The organism is Rugamonas sp. GW822-FHT03B10 (assembly GCF_058801745.1).
Genome location: NZ_JBXANP010000012.1, coordinates 24,525 through 42,772 on the forward strand (window position 1 = coordinate 24,525; position 18,248 = coordinate 42,772).

General features: G+C 69.3%; 14 protein-coding genes. 12 read left to right on the forward strand and 2 right to left on the reverse strand.

All coding sequences use genetic code 11. The features are described 5' to 3' along the window. Genes prsT through AC1RQG_RS18680 form a run of 3 tightly spaced genes read left to right on the forward strand, consistent with a single transcriptional unit; the run spans window position 1 to window position 5,630 of the window. On the forward strand, window positions 1-2,781 hold the full coding sequence (prsT, locus tag AC1RQG_RS18670) for an XrtA/PEP-CTERM system TPR-repeat protein PrsT (RefSeq protein ID WP_493133486.1): 2,781 nt from the start codon (window positions 1-3) through the stop codon (window positions 2,779-2,781). Window positions 2,782-2,784: 3 nt separating this feature from the next. Further along, on the forward strand, window positions 2,785-4,881 hold the full coding sequence (locus AC1RQG_RS18675) for a hypothetical protein (protein WP_493133487.1): 2,097 nt from the start codon (window positions 2,785-2,787) through the stop codon (window positions 4,879-4,881). Further along, window positions 4,878-5,630, forward strand: a complete 753-nt coding sequence (locus AC1RQG_RS18680; protein WP_493133488.1) for a S1 family peptidase — start codon at window positions 4,878-4,880, stop codon at window positions 5,628-5,630. Before AC1RQG_RS18675 ends, AC1RQG_RS18680 begins: the two co-directional genes overlap by 4 nt. Before the next feature lie 3 nt (window positions 5,631-5,633). Here AC1RQG_RS18680 and AC1RQG_RS18685 read toward each other — a convergent pair whose 3' ends face one another. Continuing rightward, a complete protein-coding gene (locus tag AC1RQG_RS18685; RefSeq protein ID WP_493133489.1) occupies window positions 5,634-6,377 on the reverse strand; it encodes an N-acyl amino acid synthase FeeM domain-containing protein in 744 nt (247 codons plus the stop codon). A 142-nt stretch (window positions 6,378-6,519) separates the two neighbouring features. Next, window positions 6,520-7,140: an XrtA/PEP-CTERM system exopolysaccharide export protein gene (locus tag AC1RQG_RS18690; protein ID WP_493133490.1), complete on the reverse strand. Its 621-nt coding sequence runs from the start codon at window positions 7,138-7,140 to the stop codon at window positions 6,520-6,522. Window positions 7,141-7,344: 204 nt separating this feature from the next. Between AC1RQG_RS18690 and AC1RQG_RS18695 the strand changes: the two genes are divergently transcribed. Genes AC1RQG_RS18695 through AC1RQG_RS18735 form a run of 9 tightly spaced genes read left to right on the forward strand, consistent with a single transcriptional unit; the run spans window position 7,345 to window position 18,245 of the window. Beyond that, window positions 7,345-8,874, forward strand: a complete 1,530-nt coding sequence (locus AC1RQG_RS18695) for an XrtA system polysaccharide chain length determinant (RefSeq protein ID WP_493133491.1) — start codon at window positions 7,345-7,347, stop codon at window positions 8,872-8,874. 13 nt (window positions 8,875-8,887) lie between these two features. Continuing rightward, on the forward strand, window positions 8,888-9,673 hold the full coding sequence (locus tag AC1RQG_RS18700) for an XrtA-associated tyrosine autokinase (RefSeq protein WP_493133492.1): 786 nt from the start codon (window positions 8,888-8,890) through the stop codon (window positions 9,671-9,673). Beyond that, window positions 9,657-11,186, forward strand: a complete 1,530-nt coding sequence (locus AC1RQG_RS18705; protein WP_493133493.1) for a TIGR03016 family PEP-CTERM system-associated outer membrane protein — start codon at window positions 9,657-9,659, stop codon at window positions 11,184-11,186. The genes AC1RQG_RS18700 and AC1RQG_RS18705 overlap by 17 nt, the downstream gene beginning before the upstream one ends. A 15-nt stretch (window positions 11,187-11,201) precedes the next feature. After that, window positions 11,202-12,359, forward strand: coding sequence for a non-hydrolyzing UDP-N-acetylglucosamine 2-epimerase (gene wecB / locus AC1RQG_RS18710; RefSeq protein ID WP_493133494.1), 1,158 nt, complete (start codon window positions 11,202-11,204; stop codon window positions 12,357-12,359). Beyond that, the gene (locus AC1RQG_RS18715) at window positions 12,356-13,213 is read left to right on the forward strand and encodes an XrtA system polysaccharide deacetylase (protein ID WP_493133495.1); all 858 of its coding nucleotides are present in this window, start codon (window positions 12,356-12,358) and stop codon (window positions 13,211-13,213) included. The genes wecB and AC1RQG_RS18715 overlap by 4 nt, the downstream gene beginning before the upstream one ends. Next, the gene (locus AC1RQG_RS18720; RefSeq protein WP_493133496.1) at window positions 13,210-14,268 is read left to right on the forward strand and encodes a FemAB family XrtA/PEP-CTERM system-associated protein; all 1,059 of its coding nucleotides are present in this window, start codon (window positions 13,210-13,212) and stop codon (window positions 14,266-14,268) included. Before AC1RQG_RS18715 ends, AC1RQG_RS18720 begins: the two co-directional genes overlap by 4 nt. A 2-nt stretch (window positions 14,269-14,270) precedes the next feature. Next, the gene (locus AC1RQG_RS18725) at window positions 14,271-15,500 is read left to right on the forward strand and encodes a TIGR03087 family PEP-CTERM/XrtA system glycosyltransferase (RefSeq protein ID WP_493133497.1); all 1,230 of its coding nucleotides are present in this window, start codon (window positions 14,271-14,273) and stop codon (window positions 15,498-15,500) included. Continuing rightward, a complete protein-coding gene (gene xrtA / locus AC1RQG_RS18730; RefSeq protein WP_493133498.1) occupies window positions 15,497-17,059 on the forward strand; it encodes an exosortase A in 1,563 nt (520 codons plus the stop codon). Before AC1RQG_RS18725 ends, xrtA begins: the two co-directional genes overlap by 4 nt. Then, complete coding sequence (locus AC1RQG_RS18735; protein ID WP_493133499.1) at window positions 17,046-18,245, forward strand: TIGR03088 family PEP-CTERM/XrtA system glycosyltransferase; 1,200 nt, start codon at window positions 17,046-17,048, stop codon at window positions 18,243-18,245. The genes xrtA and AC1RQG_RS18735 overlap by 14 nt, the downstream gene beginning before the upstream one ends. Window positions 18,246-18,248: the final 3 nt, after the last annotated feature.

Below are 18,248 nucleotides of genomic sequence, written 5' to 3' on the forward strand. Positions count from 1 at the left end.
ATGTCCGGTTTGCCATCCCGCCTGAGGAAAGCGGCCGCGGTGTCGCTTGTGCCGCTGGCGCTGCTGCTGTTGCCGGCCGTCCTGGCCGGCTGTGGCCGGCTGAAGGACGATGCCGCGTTGCTGGCGGAGGCCCGCGCCTACCAGGCTAAGGGCGAACCCAGGTCGGCCATCATCCAGCTTAAGAACGTGTTGCAGCACGATCCGCGCAACGGCGCGGCCCGCCTGCAGCTGGGGCGTTTGTATCTGGAAGTGGGCGATCCCGTCTCCGCCGAGAAGGAATTGCAGCGCGCGGCGCAACTGCGGATGCCACCGGGCGACGTGTTGCCACTGCTGGGCCGTGCGATGGTCGGCCAGGGGCATTACGAGGAGGCGCTGCAACGCGTGCCCGACGAGCCGGGGCGGCCACGCCAGCAGGCGGTGCGCGGCGACGCCTTGCTGGGCCTGCAACGGCTGGACCCGGCGCGCGCGGTGTTCGAACAACTGCTGGTGCGCCAGCCGTCCGACCCGGCCGCGCTGCTCGGCCTGGCCCGGATCGCCCAGCGCGAACACCGGCCCGAGGCGGCCCTGTCACTGGCCGACCGCGCGATCGCCGCCGCGCCGGACGAACCCGATGCCTACCGCGTGCGCGGCGAGCTGCTACAGGCGCAGGGCAACTTCGACGCCGCCCTGACGGCCTTGCGTCAGGCCGCGAAGCTGCGGCCGCAATTGGTGCAGGCGCGCATCGACATCGCCGCGCTCCACCTGCAATCCGGGCAGCTGGCGCAGGCCCGCACGGAGCTGGCGGCCGCCCGCAAGATGGCGCCCGGCAGCCCCCAACTGGCCTACCAGCAAGCGCTGCTGGACTTCCGGGAGCGTAAGCTGGCCGCGGCCCAGGAGCAGTTGCAGCTGGTGTTGCGCGCAGCGCCCGACCACATGCCCAGCATCCTGCTGATGGGCGCGATCGAACTGGCGCGGGGCGCCCTGCCCCAGGCCGAACAACATCTGCGGCGCTTCCTCGACGCCTATCCCGGCCAGCGCTACGCGACGCGTCTGCTGGCCGGCATCGCGGTGCGCAACGGCCGTGCCGACGAGGCGCTGCGCCTGCTCGCCCCCGTGCTGAGCGCCGCGCAGGACGATCCGGCTACGCTGGCCGTGGCGGGCGAGGCGTACGCGCAGCTCAAGCAATATGGGAAGGCGAGCGCCTTGTACGAACGGGCCAGCGCCCTAGCGCCCGAATCCGCGCAATTGCACGCGGCGCTGGGCCTGAGCCGCATGGCGCAGGGCGACACGGCCGCCGCGCTCGGCGAACTGGAGCGTGCTGCCACCATGGAGGCGGCCAATCCCCGGCCGGGCCTGTTGCTGGTGCTGGCGCAACTGCGCGACGGCAAGACGGATCTGGCCCTGGCCGCCATCGCGAGGATGGAACAACACCAGGGCGACAATGTGCTGATCGACAACCTCAGGGGCGGCGTCCTGCTCGCGAGGAAGGACATGGCGGGCGCGCGCGCCAGCTTCACGCACGCCCTGTCGCACGACCCGCACAGCCAGGCGGCGCTCGACAACCTGACGCAGCTGGACTTATATGAGCATCAACCCGGGCAGGCACGGCGGCGTCTGGAGGCGGCCCTGGCCAGCGACAAGAACAACGCCGGACTGATGACGGCGCTGGGCAGGCTGGCGCTGGTGGAGGGGCAGCTGGCGGCGGCGCGAGGCTGGTTCGAGCGGGCCGCCGGCGCCACCCCGGACGGGCCGCAAGCGGCGATCGTGCTGGCCCGGTTTCATCTGCAATATGGCGCGGCGCAGCAAGGCTTGCTCATCGCGCAGAAGCTGCAGGCCACCTTTCCCGACCAGCCCGACGTGCTGCGCTTGCTGGCCGACGCGCAGGCGGCGGCGGGCGACGGCCAGGCCGCGCTCGACAACTGGAACAAGCTGGCGCTGCTGCAACCGCGCAACGCGGCCGTGCAAGTCAGCATCGCCAGCGCGGAGCTGGGCCTCCAACACACGGCCCCGGCCATACGCAGCCTGCAACGGGCCATCGCACTGCAACCGGACTTTCCGCAGGCCCAGGCCATGCTGGCCGGGCTGCACATCCGTGAGCAAGCCTATGGCGCCGCGCTCGACGTCGTCCATGCCATGCGGCGACAACATCCCGACTCGGCCCTGTCCTATCGGCTCGAAGGGGACATGCTGATGCAGCAAAAGCAGGCGGCCGCCGCCTTGCGCGCCTATCAGCGCGGCTTTGCGCTTGCGCCATCGGGCGCGCTGGTGATCGCCATCCACGACGCCCAACGCCTGGCCGGCCACACGGCCGCAGCCCTGGCCGGCATGACCAGCTGGCTGCGCGACCATCCGCGCGACCAGGCCGTGCGCATGCGCCTGGCACTGGGCTTGTTGGCGGACAAGGACTACGCCGGCGCCCTCACCCAGTTCGATCAGGTCGTCCAGCAAGACCCCGGCAACATTCTGGCCCTGAACAATCTGGCATGGGTTTGCCAGCAGCAGCGTGACCCGCGCGCTGCCGTGTTCGCGGAACGCGCCTTCCGGCTGGCCCCGCACAACGCCGCCGTCCTCGATACGCTGGCCTGGATACTGAAAGACCAGGGACAGTCCGCCCGCGCGCTGACACTGCTGGAACAGGCCACCGCGGCGGCCCCCGCGTCGCTCGAGATACGCTATCACTATGCGGTCGTGCTGGCGGGCGCAGGCAGACGGCAGGAGGCGCGGGCGCAATTTGAGCAGCTGCTGGCCCACAAGGACTTCGGTCGCAGGCCGGAAGTCCAGGCCTTGCTGGCCAGGTGGTAGCCCGTGCGCCTCCGGCCCCACTGGATGGTCGCCGCGTTGGCCGGTGCCGGCCTGGCGGCGGCGCTCGCCGTCTTTCCGCTTGAACGCAGCTGGCTGGCGCCCATCTTGCTGGGCTACGGCGCCGCGCTCTGCTGGCGTCCCCGCCTGTGGCTGCTGTTGTTGCCGATGCTGCTGCCGGCCGTCGATCTGGCGCCCGTCACCGGCTGGTTCTTCCTCGACGAAAGCGACCTGCTGCTGCTGCTGACCGTCATGGTCAGCTACGCGAGCGTCGAACGCCTTGGAACGGACGACATGACGCGTCGGGCACTTCCGCGCCTGCCCGCAGGTGTCACCGCCTGCCTGCTGCTGTTGGCGCTGGCCTGGGCAGTTGGCGTCTGGCGCGGCGCCCGTCCGTGGCCTGCGCCGGACGTGAACGCGTTCAATAACTACCTCAGCCCCTACAATGCCGTGCGTGTCGGTAAGGCTTGGGGCTGGGCGCTGCTGCTCTGGATGCCGTTGCGGCGCACGGCCGGCGCCCGCTTGCAAGGCCTGACGCGGTACCTGATTCCGGGCATGCTGGCGGGCCTGTCGTGCGTGGTGCTGGCCGCCGTGCGCGAGCGCGCGTGGTTTCCCGGGCTGACCGACTTCTCCAGCGACTACCGGATCACCGCGCCGTTCTCCGCCATGCACACGGGCGGCGCCGCGCTCGATGGCTATCTGGCCATGTGCGCGCCCTTGCTCGCCTTCCCCCTTGGTCGACGGTGGGGACGGCAGGCGTGGTGGATCGCACTGCCGCTGCTGGCCGGCACCGCCTACACGAGCCTGACGACGTTTTCGCGCGGCCTGTACGCGGCGCTGGCGCTGGCCCTGTTGATATTGTTGGCCGGGCCGCCACGCCGCGGCGGCACCCTGGGCCGGCGCGGGCTCGTCCTCACGCTGGCCGGCGCGGGCGCGCTGGTGTGCGTGTGCCAGCTGCTATTCCTGTCACACGGTTATCGCGGACTGGCGCTGATGTTGGCGGCCGCGGCCGCCGGCACCGCGCTGTCTTGCCACCCCGGCCTGACGCGCATGCAGACCATGCCGGCGGCGCCGGCACCGGCCCGGCGGATGCCGCCGTTTCAGCCGCGTCAGGCGCTCGCCGGCCTGCTGTTGATCGGATTGGCCGTTCCCATCTTTAACAGCGACTATGTGCGCGCGCGCTTCAGCAGCACGGGCGGGGATTTCCAGCGGCGCTTGCTGCACTGGCACCACACCTTGCTCATGATGGAAGCCGATCCATGGGCGCCGTGGATCGGGATGGGCCTGGGGACCTTTCCGGCCACTTACTTCTGGCACAATCCCGGCCGCGAGCAGCCGCCCAGCTACCGCTACGTGGACGAGCGCAACAACCGCTACCTGCAATTGCGCGCGCCGGCCTATGCGCATGGCTATGGCGAGCGCCTGCGGATATTGCAACGGGTCGCGGTCCAGCCGTGGACCCCGTACGCGGTGCAGCTGGACGTGCGCAATCCGGGATCGCCGGCCTACCTGCACGTCAACCTGTGCGCACGTCAATTGCTGTATCCGCAACAGTGCACGGCCACGCCCTTGCCCATGCTGCCGCATGGCGACCGCTGGCGCCATTATCAATTCGTCGTCAACTCCGCCCCGCTGGGGCGTGGCCCGCCCTATTGGCGCGCGCCGGTGCAACTGGAGATCGCCGCCGAAGGCCAGGACGGCACGCTGGACGTCGACAACGTCAGCGTGCGCGACGCCATCACCGAGCGCGAGCAAGTGCGCAACGGCTCCTTCACCGAAGGCAACGATTACTGGTTCTTCAGCAGCGACCGCCACCATCTACCCTGGCACATCAAGAATATGGCACTCAACCTGTACTTTGAACTGGGCGCGCTGGGCATGACCGCCTACGCCGCTTTGACGCTGGCGGTGGCGGCGGACTTGCTGCGGCGCATGTTGCAGGGCGAGCGCGCGGCGGCGGTCTGGCTGGCGTCGCTGACAGCCTTCCACGCCGTCGGCCTGTTCGACAGCCTGCTCGACGTGCCCCGGATCGCGCTGTTGTCGATGCTGCTCATGTGCGCATCGGTATTGCGGCCGGCTCAGCCGGCCTTGGGGGCGATATGAGACGGTGGCTGCTGTCGGTCTGTCTGGTGCTGGCCTGTGCCGGCGCGCGCGGCGTGGGACTGGAGCAAGTGATTGCCCAGGCCAAGCCGTCCATCGTCGGCATCGGCAGCTACCGCAGGCTGCGCACGCCGCCCGTCACCTTCGTCGGCACCGGCTTTGTGATCGGCGACGGCCTCACCGTCGTCACGGCGGCCCACGTGCTGCAGGAATTACGCGACCCCGAAGCCGGCCAGGTCCTGGGCGTGCTGGTCGGCCAGGCGGACAGCGCCCAGTTCCGCGCCGCCACCGTCACGACGCTCGACCAGGAACATGACCTGGCCCAGCTCCGCATGGCCGGCCCGCCGCTGCCGGCCATGCGGCTCGGCGACTCCAGCACGGTGTCGGAGGGGAAGCAGCTTGCCTTCACCGGCTTCCCGCTGGGCATGGTGCTGGGCTTGCATCCCGTCACGCACCGGGGCATGGTGTCCGCCATCACGCCCGTGGCCACGCCGCCCGTCAGTTCCGGCAAGCTGGACGCGCGCCTGGCCAGCCATCTGCAACGGCAAGCCTACCCGATCTTTCAGCTCGACGGCACGGCCTACCCCGGCAACAGCGGCAGTCCGCTGTACGACACCGAGACGGGCCTCGTCTATGGCGTCATCAACATGGTGTTTGTGAAAGGGCTGAAGGAGACGGCCATCACGGCGCCGAGCGGGATCACGTATGCCATCCCCGTCAACTACCTGCGCGGGCCGGGCCCGCATCGCTAGCCATCAGGTCCGTCCCTGGATGAGGCGGGCCGTGATCCCGGGCTCGTCCCCGGTGGGGAAGAAATAGGGATAGAACGAGCGCTCGCTGGTCGGCTGCTCCATCAGCCCGCCGAACTTGCGGATCTGTTCGCCCATGTGGGCCAGATCCAGCCGCAGCAGCACGGCCGGGGCGCCCACCCGCGTGCACGGCCGTTCGCCGCCAAAATCGCGAAAGCCGAGCATGCGCTTGTAGAACATCACGTGGCGCGGATTGACTTCGATGACGTAGTCGGTATAGCCGTGGATATTGTGGGCGTAGATGTAGGAGATGTGGATCAGCGCGGCGAACACGCGCTTGGACACCCCTTTGTCGATCGCCAGCCGCGACGGTTCGCACAGGCGCCGTTGCTGGGCGCGCAGTTCATCGAGCACATCGCCAAAATTCTCGTCGGCGGGCAGCCCGACCTCGGCGCAGTCCAGGCACAGCGACATCGTGCCCACCGTCTGGCCCTCCGTCTCCGCGAACAGCGTGATCTTGTTGAGCGCATGGCTGGCGCCAGGATCGACGGCGTAGCCGCGCCATCCGTACATCTTGCGCAATAGCAGGCTGGCCGCTTCGCGCCGGCCCTGTGAATTGGCCATGCGGATATGGAACGTCTGCTGGTCGATCTGGTTGTCCGGCGCGTCGCTGGCGCGGCCCTCGCCCACCACCAGGTCACGCAGACCGGATATGGCGTCGAAGGAAATAATGGTGTCGTCTTCTTGCACGATGGCATCCCCCTTGGTCAGTGCGCCCCCGTCCGTGGAGCGGGGGCTCGTACACTTCTGACCGCCTGTGCAAAAGAAAAGTTCCGCAACTACTGCAAAATAATTTCTGCGCCGCTCTATCCTTGCTTGCGCCCATTGCCCCCTAGAACAGGCTTTCGGGGATCACCAGCACGTCGCCGGGGCGCATGGCCACGTTGGCCGAGATGTCGCCATCGCGCACCAGGTCCTGCAGGCGCACAGGCAGGCTCGTCTGTCGCCCATCCACCACGCGGATGATGCTGGCCTTGTTGCCGGCGGCAAAGTCCGTCACGCCGCCGACGGCGATCAGCACGTCCATCAGCGACATGCCCTGGCGGTAGGGCAAGGCCTGCGGCCTGGCCGCCTGTCCTATCACCCGTATCTGCTGCGAGTACGGCCCGACGAAGCCGGTGACGATGACGGTCACCATCGGCTGCTGGATGTATTTCTCCAGCGCCTTTTCCACGTCGCGCGCCAGCTGGGTCGAGGTCTTGCCCGCCGCCTGCATGTCCTCCACCAGCGGCGTGGTGACCTTGCCGTCCGGGCGCACCGGCACGCTGAGCGACACTTCCGGATTGCGCCACACATTGATGTTCAGCATGTCCCCGGCGCCGATCACGTAGTCGCCCAGTGCCGGCGCGGCCGCCGGCGGCGCGGGCGGGCGGTGCGCGCAGCCGCCCGAGACGAGCACGCTGGCCAGCACAAGCGGCAGCGCCCAGCCGGCGCCGCGTAGACGTATGGACATCAGTTTTCTCCTCATGACGGGGCGCCGACCAGCCGGCGCCCCCACCGTGTCTATGATTCAGAAAACACCGCCCTGTGCCGTTGATGTGCCTCAAGCACGGCGCAGGTTCGAAAATCAGGCCGCGGGGTCAACCCTATAATTCGCTCTCAAGAGCAAGGCCTTGCCGCGCTTACCTAAGCGAACCCGCCGTGGAGAGTCTGGACCATGCAGGAATTGATCAGCCAGCTGCTATCCAGCCTGAAGGGGATATGGAAATATCGCTGGCAGGCGTTGGTCATCATGTGGCTGGTGGCCTTGCTGGGCTGGGCCAAGGTGGCCAGCCTGCCCGATGACTACCAGACCACGGCGCGCGTGTTCGTCGACACCCAGAGCATCCTGAAGCCGCTGCTGGCCGGCATGACCAGCGTGCCCAACGTGGAACAGCAAGTGGCCATCATGAGCCGCACGCTGCTGAGCCGGCCCAACGTGGAGCGCGTGATGCGCATGGTGGACCTGGACCTGGGCGCCAGCACGCCGCGCGAGCATGAGCGGCAACTCGACGAGTTGATGAGCAGGATCAAGATCGGCGGCACCGGCACCTTCGACATCTACACCATCAGCTACAACAACAAGAATCCGCGCCTGGTGCGCGACGTGGTGCAGTCGCTGTTGACGATCTTCGTCGAGGGCAGTCTGGGCGGCAAACGGGGCGAGTCCCAGAAGGCCGTGCAGTTCATCGACGAACAGATCAAGACCTACGAGGACAAGCTGGTGGCGGCGGAGAATTCGGTCAAGGAGTTCAAGCTCAAGCACAACGTGCTGCTGCCGCGCGAAGGGGGCGACTATGGCGCGCAACTGCTGATGGCGGCCGACGCGCTCAACAGCGCCAAGCTGGAGCTGGCCGAGGCGGAACAGGCGCGCAACGCCATCAGCAGCCAGATCAGTGGCGACGAGCCCATCCTGGGCGCCGACCTCGATCCGTCCGCCATCGCCAATCCCGAGATCGACGCCAGGATCGCCGTGCTCAACAAGAACCTGGACGCGCTACGCATGCAATACACGGAGCAATACCCGGACATCGTGGCCGCCAAGCGCCTGGTGGCCCAGCTCGAGGCGCGCAAGGTCGAGGAGAGCAAGCTGCGCGCGGCCAGCAGCGACCCCGGCAAGAACTACAGCCCCATGCTGCAGCAGCTCAAAGTGTCGCTGACGGACGCCGAGGCGCGCGTGGCGTCGATCAAGGCCCGGGTGCGCGAGTATGAGGCCCGCAGCGCCCGGCTGCAATCGCAGGCCAACGCGGTGCCGGAGGTGGAGTCGCAACTGGCCCAGCTCAACCGCGACTACCTGATCAACAAGGACAACTATGAAAAGCTGATCGGCCGGCGCGAGGCGGCCAAGCTGTCCGGCGACCTGAGCACCACGACCGACATGATGACCTTCAAGATCATCGACCCGCCCACCATCCCCGTCACGCCGGTCGGCCCCAACCGTGTGCTGCTGTACAGCGCCGTGCTCGCGGGCGCCATCCTCATGGGCAACGCGGCGGCGCTGCTGATCAGTCAGATCCGGCCCACCTTCCTCAGTCCGGCGGAACTGCGGCAGCAGACCGGCCTGCCCGTGCTCGGCACCGTGTCGATGAACTGGACGGAGGCGGGCAAGCGCCAGCGCCGGCGCGAGCAATATGTGTTCGGCGGCGCGCTGGGCGTCCTGCTGCTGGCCTATGGCGGCGTGATGGCCGCCACGCTGCTCAAGATTTAAGGGAACCCTGGCCATGATGAACACCGACCCCGCCTCCGCCGACACCGCCTCCGCCTCCGCCACCGCCACCGGCATCCACCGCCAGGTGGACATCAACCTCGCCCGCCTGAGCCAGATGGGCATGATCACCCAGGACAGCGGCCGCACCACCGTGGCCGAGGACTTCCGCATCATCAAGCGCCCCCTGCTGCACAACGCCCGCGCGGAATCGGGCGCGGCGGCGATCCGCCATGGCAACCTGATCATTGTCACCAGCGCCCTGCCCGGCGAGGGCAAGACCTATTGCGCCGTCAACCTGGCCATGAGCATCGCCATGGAGATGGACATCACCGTGCTGCTGGTCGATGCCGACGTGGCCCGTCCATCGGTGCTCAAAGTGCTGGGGCTGGGGCCGGCGCCAGGCTTGATGGACATCCTCCGCGACGACCAGCTCGGGCTGCCGGAGGTGATACTGCGCACCAACGTCCCCACGCTCAGCCTGCTGCCGGCCGGGCGGCCCTATCAGCACGCGACGGAACTGCTGGCCAGCCGCAGCATGAGCGCGCTGCTGACCGATATCGCCGAACGCTACGCGGACCGGATCGTCATCTTCGATTCGCCGCCGCTGCTCATCACCACCGAGGCCAGCGTGCTGGCGGCCCAGATGGGCCAGATCGTGATGGTGGTGGAGGCGGAAACCACCACCCAGCACGCGGTGCAGGAAGCGCTGCGGCGCGTCGAGCAATGTCCGCACGTCAACCTGATCTACAACAAGACCAAGGAATTTCCTGGCGGCCAATACTATGGTTATTATGATTAGCGGCGTGTGGCGCGGCCGCCCATGGCCGTGGGCGGTGGTGGTGCTGGTGGTCCCGGCCAGCGCCATTCCCGCCGACTGGACCATTTCGCCCAGCCTGCGCATGGCCGAGACCTATTCGGACAACGTCGACCTCAGCCCGCAGGCGGCCGCCCGCGCCGCCTGGACCAGCGAGCTGGCCCCCGGCATCGCGATCGCGGCGAGCGGCCCCCGGCTGTCGCTGCGGCTCGACTATACGCTGCAGGAACGGCGCAGCACGGTCGGGCCGGCCCGCCGCACGCAACTGCTCGACGCCGGCGGCCACGCCGAGCTGTGGCCGGAATGGCTGTCCATGGACGCGCGCGCCGCCATCGGCCAGCAGAACATCTCGGCATTCGGCCCCCAGATCACGGATCCGGGCCAGCGCAGCGCCAACGCAACATCCACCCGCACCTACAGCGTCGCCCCCATGCTCCGGCACTATTTCCGCGGCCTGGCGACGGCTGAACTGCGCTACGCGCGCGAACACGTGCGCAGCGACAGCCTGTACGACGTCGACAGCGGCGACCTGCGCCTGACCGTGAATGGCGACAATGGCGGGCGCGGCTCGCAATGGCTGCTCAGCGCGGACCGCCGCACCACCCGCGACCCGGTGACCACGCCGGTCACCAACAATGACGCGGCCGCCACCGTGCGCGTGCCGCTCGACGCCGTGCTGATGATGTCCGGCACGGTCGGCTATGAGCGGGCCGACTACCAGGCGCTCGACACGGCCCCGCGCGGACGTTACTGGTCGGTCGGCGCCAGCTGGCAGCCGTCGGAGCGCACCAGCGCCTCGGCCAGCCTCGGTCGCCGCTATTTTGGCCAGACCCACAGCCTGGCCCTGCAACACCGTCTGCGCACCATGGTCTGGACCCTCAATTACGATGAGGACATCACCACCACCTCGGCCCAGTTCCAGCGCCTGCAGCCCGACACGGTGGGCAACTTCCTGTACCAATTGTGGGCCAACCGGATCCCCGATCCCCAGTTGCGGCTACGGACCGTTACCGCCTTTCTGCGCCTGTCTCAACTGCTGGGACCGTACGCCGGTAGCGTCAACTACTTCAGCCACCAGTATTTCCTGCAGAAGCAATGGAACGGCGCGGCGGTCTGGTCCGGGCCGCGCAGCACGCTGGCGATCGCGCTGAACAGCACCCGCCGCACCAGCCAGACCAACAGCGCGATCGACAGTCCGCTGTTGCCGCCCGGCCAGCTCGCGCTGGACGAACGCACGCGCCAGCGCACCGTGCAGGCCGGCTGGACCTGGCAGATCTCGCCGCGCGACAGCCTTGGCCTCGCCGGCAGCCGCAGCGTCGCCTATGCGCTGGACACGGGCCGCACGGACCGCAACGACAGCGTCAACCTCAATCTGACGCGCCAGTTGCAGCCGAGGCTGACGGCCACGCTGGACGTGCGCCACACGCGCCATGGCAGCAACGCCGGCGGCGACTTCCGCGAGAACGCCGCCAGCGCGGCGCTGATCCTGTTGTTCTGAGAGGAGCCGAGCACCATGCCCGTCGCATCGCCACCCGCGCCGCACTTGCTGTGCGTCGTCGCCGCCCGGCCCAACCTGATGAAGATGGCGCCCGTGCTGGCCGCCCTGCGCCAGCTCGATCCCCCGCCCACCCTGACGCTGCTCCATACCGGCCAGCACTACGACGCCGACATGAACGCCCAGTTCTTCGCCGCGCTGGACTTGCCGCCGCCCGACATCGCGCTCGACGTGGGGTCAGCCAACCATGCCGTGCAGACGGCCGAGGTCATGCGCCGCTTCGACGCCGTGCTGGAACGACAGGCGCCGGACGCCGTCGTGGTGGTGGGCGATGTCAACTCCACGCTGGCCTGCGCGCTCGTGGCCGCCAAGCGCAACATCCCTGTGCTGCACGTGGAGGCCGGTCTGCGCAGCTTCGACCGGGCCATGCCCGAGGAGATCAACCGGGTGCTGACCGACCAGTTGTCCGAACTGCTGTTCACCACCGAGGCCGGCGCCGCCGACAACCTGCTGCGTGAAGGCATCGCCGGCACCCGCATCCACTTTGTCGGCAACGTGATGATAGACACGCTGCTGCGCCTGTTGCCGTCCGCGCCCGGGCTGGAGCAGGTGCTGGCCCGCCACAACCTGGCCGGCTTCGTCCCGTCCGGCGCGCCGTACGCGCTGCTGACGCTGCACCGGCCCGGCAACGTGGACGATCCGCGCCGGCTGCGCGCCCTGCTGGAGGCGGCGGGCCGTCTGAGCGCCAGGCTGCCCGTGCTGTTCCCGCTGCACCCGCGCACCCGCGCCAGGGTCGGACAATTCGGCCTGGCCGGACTGCTCGACCAGCCCCGGCTGGCCTGCCTGCCGCCGCTCGGCTACCTCGACATGGTGGGCCTGACGCGCGGCGCGCGCATGGTGCTGACCGATTCCGGCGGCATCCAGGAGGAGACGACGGCACTGGGCATCCCCTGCCTGACCCTGCGCGAGAACACCGAACGCCCGATCACCATCAGCGAAGGCACCAACGCCCTCGCCGGCCGCGACCCGGCCGTCATCCTGGCCCTGTGCGACGACATCCTGCACTACGGCGGCAAGGCGGGCCGGGTGCCGCGCCACTGGGATGGCCAGGCCGCGCCCCGCATCGCGGCCGTCGTGGCCCAGTGGCTGGCGCAACGGCGCGAGCGTGCCCCGTGACCCGCGCCGCCCCACCGGCCCGCCGCAACGCGCTGACCATCGACGTGGAGGATTACTTCCATGTCTCGGCCTTCGCGGCGCACATCGCGCGCGACAGCTGGGACCGTCTGCCGTGCCGGGTCGAAGCGAACGTGGACCGCATCCTCGCCCTGCTCGATGGCGCGGCGTGCCACGCCACCTTCTTCACCCTGGGCTGGGTGGCCGAGCGCTACCCGGCCCTGGTGCGGCGCATCGCCGCCGGCGGACACGAGCTGGCCAGCCATGGCTACGCGCACGCGCGCGTGAGCGGCATGAGCCAGGCCGAATTCAAGCACGATGTCGGCCGCAGCAAGGATTTACTGGAGCAACTGACGGGCCGGCCGGTCCTGGGCTACCGGGCGCCCAGCTTTTCCATCGGCCCCGGCAGCCCCTGGGCCCACGACAGCCTGCTGGCGGCCGGCTACCGCTACAGTTCCAGCCTGTATCCGATCCGGCACGACCACTACGGTTGTCCCGCCGCGCCGCGTTTCGCCCACCATCCGGACGGCCCGGCCGGCTTGCTGGAGCTGCCAGTCAGCACGGTGCGGCTGGCCGGCCACAATGTGCCTGCCGGCGGCGGTGGCTATTTCCGCCTCTACCCCTACCGCTGTTCGCGCTGGGCTTTGCGGCGCATCAATTCGCGCGACGGACAGGCTGGGATATTCTATTTCCACCCGTGGGAGCTGGACCCCGGCCAGCCCCGCCAGCACGGGATAGGCTGGTCCACCCGCTTCCGGCACTATCTGAACCTGGAACGCATGGAGGCCCGCATCGTCCGCCTGCTGCGCGATTTCACCTGGGACAGGATGGATGCCATTTTTCTGGAGCAGCCATGACACCGGATCGTCCGCCCCACATAGCCGCGCCGCCCATCGTCGGCCTGATGGGCGCGGCCGACGCCGAACGCTGGGACCGCTTTGTGCTGGCTTGCCCCGAGGCCACGTTCTTTCACCGCGCCGGCTGGAAGAACGTGATCGAACAGGCGTTCGGCCACCCCGTGTGGTTCCTGTACGCCGAATCGGATGGCGTGCTGCGGGCCATCCTGCCGCTGGCCCAGATCCGCAGTCCCCTGTTCGGCAACAGCCTGGCTTCGCTGCCGTTTTGCGTGTACGGCGGGATCGCCGCGATGGACGACGTGGCGGGCGCCGCGCTGGACGCGGCGGCCCAGCAGCTGGCAGCCCGTCTCGGCGTCGACTATCTCGAATACCGCCAGCTGGCGCCGCGTCATCCGGACTGGCCGCGCAGCCAGCTGTACCACACCTTCCGCAAGCGGCTGCGACCGGAACCCGAGGCGAACCTGCTGGCCATCCCCCGCAAGCAGCGCGCCATGGTGCGCAAAGGCGCGGCGGCGGGGCTGCGCAGCTGTTTCGATGACGACACGGAGCGCTTCCATGCGCTCTACGCGGCGAGCGTCCACCGGCTCGGCACGCCCGTGTTCAGCCGTCGCTACCTGCGCCTGCTGCGGCAGGAATTTGGCGCCGATTGCGAAGTGATGTGCATCGAGCACGACGGGCGCGCCGTCAGCGGCGTGCTCAGTTTCCGGTTCCGCGACGAGATCCTGCCCTATTACGCTGGCGGCGGCCCGGCCGCCCGTGCGCTGGCCGCCAACGACTATATGTATTGGGAAGTGATGCGCCAGGCGTGCGAACGCGGCAGCGTCTGGTTCGACTTCGGGCGCAGCAAGGCCGGCACGGGTTCCTACGACTTCAAGAAGAACTGGGGTTTCGCACCCCAGCCGCTGCACTACGAGTACCAGCTGCACCGCGCGCGCCGTCCGCCGGCCAACCATCCGCTCAATCCGCGCTACCGGTGGCTGATCCGGGCCTGGCAGCGGCTGCCGCTGCGCTTGGCCAGCGCGCTTGGCCCCCACATCGTCCGCCAGTTGGGCTGATCATGCGCCACCTGCTCTACCTCACCCACCGGATTCCCTATCCGCCCAACAAGGGCGACAAGATCCGGGCCTGGCATGTGCTCGACTATTTGCGCCGCCATTTCCACGTCCACCTCGGCACCTTCGTCGATCAGCCGGACGACTGGCGCCACGTGGAACAACTACGGGCATTGTGCGCAAGCAGCTGTTTCGTCGCGATGCAGCCTTGGCAGGCCCGGCTGCGCAGCCTCACGGCGCTCGGCACCGGCGAGCCGCTCAGCGCCCATTTCTACCGCAGCGCGACGCTGCGCCGCTGGGTGCATCAGACGCTGGAGGGCTACCCGATCGGCACCGCGCTGGCGTTCTCCGGCCCGATGGCCCAGTTTGTCCCTGCCCATGGCGGAAACGGCCCCTTGCACCGGGTGATGGACCTGGTCGATGTGGACTCGGAGAAATGGCAGGCCTACGCCAGCTCGCGCCCCTGGCCGCTGGCCGCGCTCTACCGCCGCGAGGCACGCTGCCTGCTGGCATACGAACGCCAGATCGCGCGCCAGTTCGATCACACCACCCTCGTCTCCGCCCCCGAGGCGGCGCTCTTCAGGGCGCGGGCAGCCGACAGCGCGCACAAGATCACGCATTTCGCCAACGGCGTGGACGCCGCCTATTTCGCGCCCGACCCGGGCCGTCCGAATCCATATCCGGCGGAACAGACGGTGCTCGTGTTCACAGGCGCGATGGACTACTGGCCCAATGTCGAGGCCGTTTGCTGGTTCGCCGCCCACGTGCTGCCGGCCTTGCGCGCCACCCGGCCGGCGCTGCACTTCCACATCGTGGGCGCCCGCCCGGCGGCCAGGGTGCGCGCCTTGGCGGGCATCGCCGGGGTCCACGTCAGCGGCGCGGTGGCGGACATCCGCCCGTATCTGCAACATGCGGCCGTGGCCGTCGCGCCGCTGCGGGTTGCGCGCGGCGTGCAGAACAAGGTGCTGGAAGCGATGGCCATGGGGCTGCCGGTGGTCGCCAGCACGGCCGCGCTGCAGGGGATAGAGATGCCAGCCGGGGAGGCGGTGCTGTGCGCGGACCGGGTCCAGCAGTGGGACGCGCGGATACAGCGCGCCCTCGACCCGGCCAGCGCCGCCGCCATGGGCCGGGCCGCGCGCCGGTGTGTGCTCGAACGCTACGACTGGCATGCCAACCTGGGCCGGCTCGGGGAATTGCTCGGCGTGCGCGCGGCCGGGGAAACGGCCTTGCCATGAGCGCCCTCACCATCTCCCCGCTCGCCGCCGCCGACACGCGCCAGCCGTGGCCGCCCGCCGCCGTGGCCAGCATCGTGGCCGCGCTCGCGGGCGTGATGGCGGTTCACTACGCCACCCTGGCCGACATGGTCGCACTGTGGTGGCGCTCGCAGACCTACGCCCATGGCTTCCTGGTGGCGCCCGTCAGCGCCTGGCTGGTCTGGCGACGGCGCCACCTGCTTGCCAATCTCGCGCCCATGCCATCGGCGCGGGCGATGGTGGGGCTCGCGCTGCTCGGCGCGGGCTGGTTGCTGGGCGCCGTGGCCAACGCGCCGTCGTTGCAGCAATACATGGTGGTGGCCATGCTGTCCGTGACCGCCGCCGCCGTCGCGGGCGCGGCCTGCGCCCGCGTGCTTGCCTTTCCGCTCGGTTACTTGTTGCTGGCTGTCCCGTTCGGCGAGGTGCTGGTCACGCCGCTGATCCACTTCACGGCCGCCTTCACCGTCGGCGCCTTGCAACTGAGCGGCGTTCCCGTGCTGCGCGAGAATAATTATCTGACCCTGCCGAACGGCAACTGGTCGATCGTCGATGCCTGCAGCGGGTTGCGTTACGTCATCGCGTCGGTTGCGCTGGGCATATTGTATGCAGGACTCAACTATCGAACGACATCGCGCCGCCTGCTGTTCGTGGCGGTGGCCATGCTGCTGCCGGTGCTGGCCAATGGCGTGCGCGCCTATCTGATCGTGCTGCTCGGTTACGTGAGCGATATGCGGCTCGCCGTCGGGGTCGACCACCTGATCTATGGGTGGCTGTTCTTCGGCCTCGTGTGCCTGCTGTTGTTCGGCGTCGGACGCTTGTGGCGGGAGGCCGCTCCCGCCACCGCGCCGGGGCGCGACGGCGGTGCCGCCCCCTGTCCTGCGCCGCCCATCAAGCCCCGTTCCGCGTGGGCCGCCGCCGCGCTCTGCGTCGCCATTACGGCATGCTGGCCCTTGCTGGCGTGGGCCTTGCGCGCGCCCGCGCCGGCCGCCGAACGGGTCCGACCACTGGCGATCGCCGCCGCGCCGCCACCGTGGCGCCCGGCCGACTGGGACGCGCACGCGTGGCGCCTGCCCCGCGCGGCCACCGCCTTGCCCTACGCGGCCGCCTTCGATGACGGCACGGCACGCGTCACGCTGCAACTGGCCTGGTACGAACGGCAGCCCCGGGGCGCGGAGTCGCTCACCGCCGACGCGATGCCGCGCCAACCCGAGCAGTCGGCCTGGTACGCCAGTGTCGCGGCCACCCGCATCGTCGCGGTGGGCGGGCGCCGTGTCGCCGTCGAGCAGACCGAGCTGCGCGACGGCACCCGCCGGTTGCTGGTCTGGCGCTGGTATCGCCAGGATGGCGCCGACACGGCCAGCCCCATCGTCGTCAAGCTGCTGCTGGCCAAGAGCCGCTTGCTGCGGCGGCGCGAGAGCGGCGCCGTGATCGCGCTCGCCGCCTGCGACGACACGCCCGACGCGGCCGCGTCCGTGCTGGAGCGCTTCCTGCGCGCCATGCTGCCCGCCATCGACGATGGGTTGCGCCATGCCGAGCAATGACGGTGCCCCTCTGGCCGAGCCAGTGGCCCGCCCTGCGGCGCCGCTGATCGTGCACCTGATCCACCAGCTCGGTGTGGGCGGGATGGAGAATGGGCTGATCAACCTGATCAACCACATGCCGCCCGAACGCTACCGGCACGTGATCGTATGCCTCAAGAGTGGTGCCCCCCTGCAGGAGCGCCTTGAGCGCGCCGGCGTCGAGGTGATCTGCGTCAACAAACGCGAAGGCAAGGACTGGGGTCACTACCTGCGGCTGTTCCAGGTGTTGAAGCGGCTGCGCCCGGACCTGGTCCATACCCGCAACCTGGCCAGCCTGGAGGGCCAATTGCTGGCTGCGGCGGCCGGCGTCCGGCTGCGCATCCATGGCGAACATGGACGCGACCTGGGCGACCTGCAAGGCCAGAATCCGCGTTACAAACTGCTGCGCAAGCTGCTGCGGCCACTGGTCGGCCACTTCATCGCCGTCAGCAAGGATCTGGAGCAATGGCTGATCGGCACCATCGGCGCGCGCCCGGCCCGCGTGACCCACATCGGCAACGGCGTCGACAGCCTGCGCTTCCATCCGCGCCTGGGACCGCCCGCCGCCGTCGGCCCGGCCGGCTTCCTGTGCGAGGACGCGTTCGTCATCGGCAGCGTGGGGCGCATGGTGCCCATCAAGGACCATCTGGCGCTGGTGCGGGCTTTCCTGCAACTGCTGGAGTCGGAGCCCGGCGCGCGCGCGCGCCTGCGCCTGATGATCATCGGCGACGGGCCGTGCCGCGAACCGTGTCTCGACCTGTTGTACGAAGCCGGTCACGCCGGCCTGGCCTGGCTGCCCGGCGCCCGCGACGATGTGCCGCAACTATTGCGCGCGATGGATCTGTTCGTCCTGCCGTCGCTCAGCGAGGGCAGCTCCAACGCCATCCTGGAAGCCATGGCCACGGGCCTGCCGGTGGTGGCCACGGCCGTGGGCGGCAACGTGGACCTCGTGCAGGCCGGCTGGAGCGGCGCCCTGGTGCCGCCCGGCTCGCCGGAAGCGCTGGCCGACGCCATCGCCGACTACCTCCGCATCCCCGGCCTCGCGCAGCGCCATGGCGGCCGCGCCCGGCGGCTGGTGCTGTCCGACTACAGCCTGCTGGCGATGGCCGATGCCTATCTGGCCGTCTACGATGCCCTGTCCGCGCCGCCCAAACCCCGTTCACGCTGAAGG